Raw genomic sequence first — 5,245 nt, 5'->3', positions numbered from 1 at the left:
TGGGGTTTCGTCAGTTCCTGACCCGTGGGCTGCAGAACGTCCAAGGCGAATGGACCCTGGTGTGCCTGGCGTGGAATCTCAAACGCATGGCCGTGCTGCGCCCGTAATCAGAAAAAACCCGAGAAAACAGCGATTTTTGCCAAAATAGCGCCATTTTTCGCCCCGAAAGGGGCTCAAAAGATGATTCGGACCGTTAAGTCCGACAGGCTGCTAGGCGCCGGAAAGACGGTGCGCTAACTTCGGCCTTTGCTATCGCTCAGGCCACAGTTTGGCGCGGGCTGTGCTATTGGCTTCGGGCTGAACCCGGGCGACGGAGGCTGTCTAACCAAGAGTGGCTGAGGGATCACAGCTGGCTGCGTCGTCGGATGGCCGGGTCACCTTGATGATGCCGCACCGATCTGGTGCGACTACTTGACGCAAGGGCACCTGAAGCTGGCATTATCAGGCTTGAACCGCAGGTCTCGCCGCGTTGCACAGGCGCGTGGCGCAGAGATTGCCGAGGTTGCAGAGACTGCGGCGAGTCGCGAACGCCAGCTCGGCTGTGGAGGCGGCTGATGTCCCACGAAGTGCCGGTTGCGTGCCGGCGAAGTAACCGTTCGCTCGAGGTCCGGTCGGAGCTCCGCTCGAGGAGCCGCTGGAGCCCCAGCGGGTGTGGGCAAAGAGGAGCTTGTATAACAGGCTTGGGGCGTTCATTTCAGAGAACGCATCAAGGCTGAAAGAGACTAACTGGCGCGTCGGCGCAGCGGCTGCAAGCCCTGCGTGCCAGGGCTGCGCCCCACGATCGTGACTTCCGAGCGAGGTATCTTGAATGTCGATCTTCGAGCGCTATCAGGCCAGATATGAGTCTTCCCGTGAGGAGGACATGAGCCTGCAGGAGTATCTGGAGCTGTGCAAAAACGATCCGATGGCCTATGCGGGTGCCGCTCAGCGCCTGCTGGCCGCCATCGGTGAGCCCGAGCTGATCGATACCCATAACGATCCGCGTCTGAGCCGTATCTTCCAGAACAAGGTGATCAAACGCTATCCAGCCTTCGCCGACTTCTATGGCATGGAGGAGGCCATCGAGCACTTGGTCTCGTACCTTAAGCATGCCGCGCAGGGGCTCGAGGAGAAGAAGCAGATCCTCTACCTGCTCGGGCCAGTCGGCGGCGGCAAGTCGTCGCTGGCCGAGAAGCTCAAGGAGCTGATGCAACAGATCCCCTTTTATGCGATCAAGGGCTCGCCGGTGTTCGAGTCGCCCCTCGGGCTGTTCTCGCCAGAAGAGGATGGCAAGATCCTCGAGGAAGACTATGGCATTCCGGAGCGCTACTTGCGGGGCATTATGTCGCCCTGGGCCGTGAAGCGGCTGCAGGAGTACAACGGCGACATCACCAAGTTCCGCGTCGTCAAGCTCTATCCATCGATCCTCGAGCAGATCGCGGTGGCCAAGACTGAGCCTGGCGATGAGAACAACCAGGATATCTCGGCCCTGGTCGGCAAGGTCGATATCCGCCAGCTCGAGCATTTCGCGCAGAATGACGCCGATGCCTATAGCTACTCGGGTGCGCTCTGCCGGGCCAATCAGGGCCTGATGGAATTCGTCGAGATGTTCAAGGCGCCGATCAAGGTGCTGCATCCCCTGCTGACCGCGACCCAGGAGGGCAATTACAACGCCACCGAGGGACTCTCAGCGATCCCGTTCCAGGGCATCATCCTGGCGCACAGTAACGAGTCGGAGTGGCAGTCCTTCCGCAACAACAAGAACAACGAGGCCTTCCTCGACCGTGTCTTCATCGTCAAGGTGCCCTATTGCCTGCGCGTCACCGAAGAGAAGCAGATCTACGACAAGCTGCTGCGCCATAGCTCGTTGCATCAAGCCCCGTGCGCGCCGGGCACGCTCGAGATGATGGCGCAATTCTCGGTGCTCACCCGGCTGAAAGAGCCAGAGAACTCGAGCACCTTCTCGAAGATGCGCATCTACGATGGCGAGAACCTGAAGGATACTGATCCGAAGGCCAAGTCGATGCAGGAATACCGCGACTATGCCGGGGTTGATGAAGGCATGTCCGGAATCTCGACGCGTTTCGCGTTCAAGATTCTCTCGCAGGTGTTCAACTTCGATCACACCGAGGTTGCCGCTAACCCAGTGCATCTGCTCTATGTACTCGAGAAACAGATCGTGCGCGAGCATTTGCCTCAGGAGGTGCAGGACCGCTACTTCGGCTTCTTGAAGCAATACTTGGCGCCACGCTATGCCGAGTTCATTGGCAAGGAGTTGCAGACTGCCTATCTGGAGTCCTACGCTGAGTATGGTCAGAATATCTTCGACCGCTACGTGACCTATGCTGACTACTGGATTCAGGATCAGGAATATCGCGATCCCGATACCGGCGAGATGATGGATCGCGGCTCGCTGAACGAGGAGCTGGAGAAGATCGAGAAGCCGGCCGGGATCTCGAATCCGAAGGACTTCCGCAACGAGATCGTCAACTTCGTGCTCCGTGCACGGGCCAACAACAACGGCGCCAATCCGCGCTGGACCAGCTACGAGAAGCTGCGCGTCGTCATCGAGAAGAAGATGTTCTCGAATACCGAGGAGTTGCTGCCAGTGATCTCGTTCAACACGAAGGCCTCGAGCGACGAGAAGAAAAAACACGAGCAGTTCGTCGACCGCATGGTCGAGAAGGGCTACACCCCGAAACAGGTTCGCCTGCTCTCGGAATGGTATCTACGGGTGCGCAAGGCGCAGTAGGCCGCTACCCGCAAGCGACCCAAGGCCCGAGTAACCGGAATCACGCGCTAGTTTATGTCCCATTTCATCGATCGACGGCTCAACAGCAAGAACAAGAGCACCGTGAATCGGCAGCGGTTCTTGCGCCGTTACAAGACGCAGCTTAAACGGGCCGCGTCCGACGCAGTCAACCGGCGCAGCATCACCGATACTGATGGCGGCGAGCAGGTTGGTATCCCTTCCAAGGACATCTCGGAGCCACAGTTCCATCATGGCTCGGGTGGGCAGCGCGACATGGTTCATCCCGGCAACAAGGAGTTCGAGGCTGGTGATCGGGTGCAGCGGCCCGAGGGCGGCGAGGGTCAGGGCGCTGGGCAAGGCCGGGCCGGACGCGGTGGTCGAGGCGAGGACGATTTCGTCTTTGAACTCTCGCGCGAGGAGTTCCTCGATCTGCTCTTCGACGATCTTGAGCTACCGAATCTGGTGCGCAATCAGCTCATCGGCACCACCGAGTTCAAGACCGTGCGTGCCGGTTACTCCACCGAGGGCGCGCCGACCAATATCGACGTGGTGCGCTCGCTGCGCGGTGCCATCGCCCGGCGCACCGCGCTCAGCGCCCCCTATCGTGGGCGCATTCGGGAGCTTGAGCAGGAACTCGCCGCACTCTTGGCCGCTGGTGCTGGAGAGACGGATGCCCCGGTCATCGCATTGCGCGAGGAGATCGATCGTCTCAAGACGCGCATCGCCGCATTGCCCTTTATCGATACCTTTGATTTGCGCTATCAGTCGTTCACCAAGTTGCCGGAGCCGACCAGCAAGGCGGTGATGCTCTGCATCATGGATGTTTCGGGCTCGATGGACCAGGTGCGCAAGAATCTCGCTAAGCGTTTCTTCATCCTGCTCTATCTGTTCCTGCAACGCAATTACGACCAGATCGAGGTGGTCTTCATCCGTCATCACACCATCGCCCAAGAGGTCGATGAGCAGGAGTTCTTTTACTCGCGCGAGACTGGCGGCACCGTGGTCTCGAGCGCGCTGCAGCTCGCCGATGAGGTGATCCGGGAACGCTACGACTCCGAGAGCTGGAATATCTATGCCGCGCAGGCCTCGGATGGCGATAACTGGGATTCGGATTCGAGCATCTGCCGCGATCTGCTGATCCAGAACCTGATGCCACTGCTGCGTTATTACGCCTATGTCGAGATCACCCCGCGTCAACATCAAAGTCTCTGGTATCAGGGCAATCGCATCAACATATTAGCGGATACTGTTAGACGCTCCATCCTACATCTCCGATGATCCCCGCTCTTTGTTTTGACGGTTGGGGGATGTCAGCCATGGGCGACCTGAGTGTAGAACGATCGATCATGCATCATTTTGCCGCACTGGAAGATCCGCGCAGTCCGACGCAGCGCCGGCATGTGCTCAGCGAGATGCTGGTGATGGCCATCGCTGCGACGCTTGGCGGCGCTGATGGCTGGGTGGGCGTGGCGACGTTCGCCAAGGCCAAGGAGGCGTGGTTGCGCACCGTTCTGACGCTGCCCCATGGCATCCCGTCGCACGATAGCTTCGGGCGCGTGTTTGCGCTGATTGACCCTGAGCAGTTCGCCGCATGCTTCCGCCAGTGGAGTGCCTCGGTCGCCGAGTTGCTGCCCGATGAGATCGTGGCCGTGGATGGCAAGCGCGTGCGCCGCTCGCACGATCGCGGCAAGGGGTTGGCGGCGTTGCATGTGGTCAGCGCTTGGGCGACGGCGAACCGCGTGGTGCTTGGCCAGGTTGCGACCGAGACGAAATCCAATGAGATCACGGCGATCCCGCGGCTGCTGCAGTGGCTGAAGCTGGAAGGCTGTATCGTCACCATCGATGCCATGGGCTGTCAGACCAAGATCGCCGAGCAGATCATCGCGCAGGGTGGGGACTACGTGCTGTCGCTCAAAGGCAACCAGGAAACGCTGGCCGCTGAGGTCGAGGAGGCGTTCATCGACGCCGATGCTAGGGACTATGACGGTGTCGACTCGGAGGTCCTCGAGACCATCGAGCGCGGACATGGCCGTCTCGAGACGCGTCGCTACCGCACCTTGGGCGATCTCTCTGGGGTGCCCCGCAGCAAATTGTGGGAGGGGTTGAACATGATCGGCATGGTCGACACGCGCCGCGAGGTCGACGGCCAGGTCTCGATCGAAACCCGTTACTTCATCGGCAGCATCGGCACCAGCGCTAACCGCTTTGCCCACGCGGTGCGGGGCCACTGGGGCATCGAAAACGGGCTGCATTGGAATCTCGATATCTCTTTTCGCGAGGATGAGTGCCGTGTGCGCCAGCCGGTGGCGCGTGAGAATCTCGCCGTGCTGCGTCACCTCGCCCTCTCACGGCTGAAGAATGATGACACCAAGGTGGGGCTGCAGAACAAACGCTTGAAGGCCGCTTGCAACGAGGATTACCTTGCAAAACTGCTCTTCGAGTGGCCCGAGAACAAGGAGGAAACAGGAGCATCAGGGAAAGCTAATATTAGCAAATCTTGATGCGATTGCCCTG

General features: G+C 59.8%; 4 protein-coding genes. All 4 read left to right on the top strand.

What is annotated here, in order from left to right; all coding sequences use genetic code 11:
* Positions 1-107 (top strand): transposase (locus tag CCR82_RS05855; protein WP_201243171.1); only part of this gene is annotated, 107 nt, incomplete at its 5' end.
* 701 nt (positions 108-808) lie between these two features.
* The gene (locus tag CCR82_RS05850) at positions 809-2,731 is read left to right on the top strand and encodes a PrkA family serine protein kinase (protein ID WP_201244467.1); all 1,923 of its coding nucleotides are present in this window, start codon (positions 809-811) and stop codon (positions 2,729-2,731) included.
* 54 nt (positions 2,732-2,785) lie between these two features.
* Positions 2,786-4,009, top strand: coding sequence for a DUF444 family protein (locus CCR82_RS05845; protein WP_201244466.1), 1,224 nt, complete (start codon positions 2,786-2,788; stop codon positions 4,007-4,009).
* A 68-nt stretch (positions 4,010-4,077) separates the two neighbouring features.
* Positions 4,078-5,232, top strand: a complete 1,155-nt coding sequence (locus tag CCR82_RS05840) for an ISAs1 family transposase (RefSeq protein ID WP_242513288.1) — start codon at positions 4,078-4,080, stop codon at positions 5,230-5,232.
* Positions 5,233-5,245 lie beyond the last annotated feature (13 nt).

Origin of the sequence: Halochromatium salexigens (genome assembly GCF_016653295.1) — a bacterium.
In the GTDB taxonomy this organism is placed as follows: Bacteria; Pseudomonadota; Gammaproteobacteria; order Chromatiales; family Chromatiaceae; genus Lamprobacter; species Lamprobacter salexigens.
Note: the sequence above shows the minus strand (reverse complement) of the source record. Positions and strands in the feature narration are given on the sequence as shown.

Coding starts and splice junctions, on each gene's coding strand:
- CCR82_RS05840 (WP_242513288.1), top strand. CDS start 4,078: ATGCATCATTTTGCCGCACTGGAAGATCCGCGCAGTCCGACGCAGCGC.
- CCR82_RS05850 (WP_201244467.1), top strand. CDS start 809: ATGTCGATCTTCGAGCGCTATCAGGCCAGATATGAGTCTTCCCGTGAG.
- CCR82_RS05845 (WP_201244466.1), top strand. CDS start 2,786: ATGTCCCATTTCATCGATCGACGGCTCAACAGCAAGAACAAGAGCACC.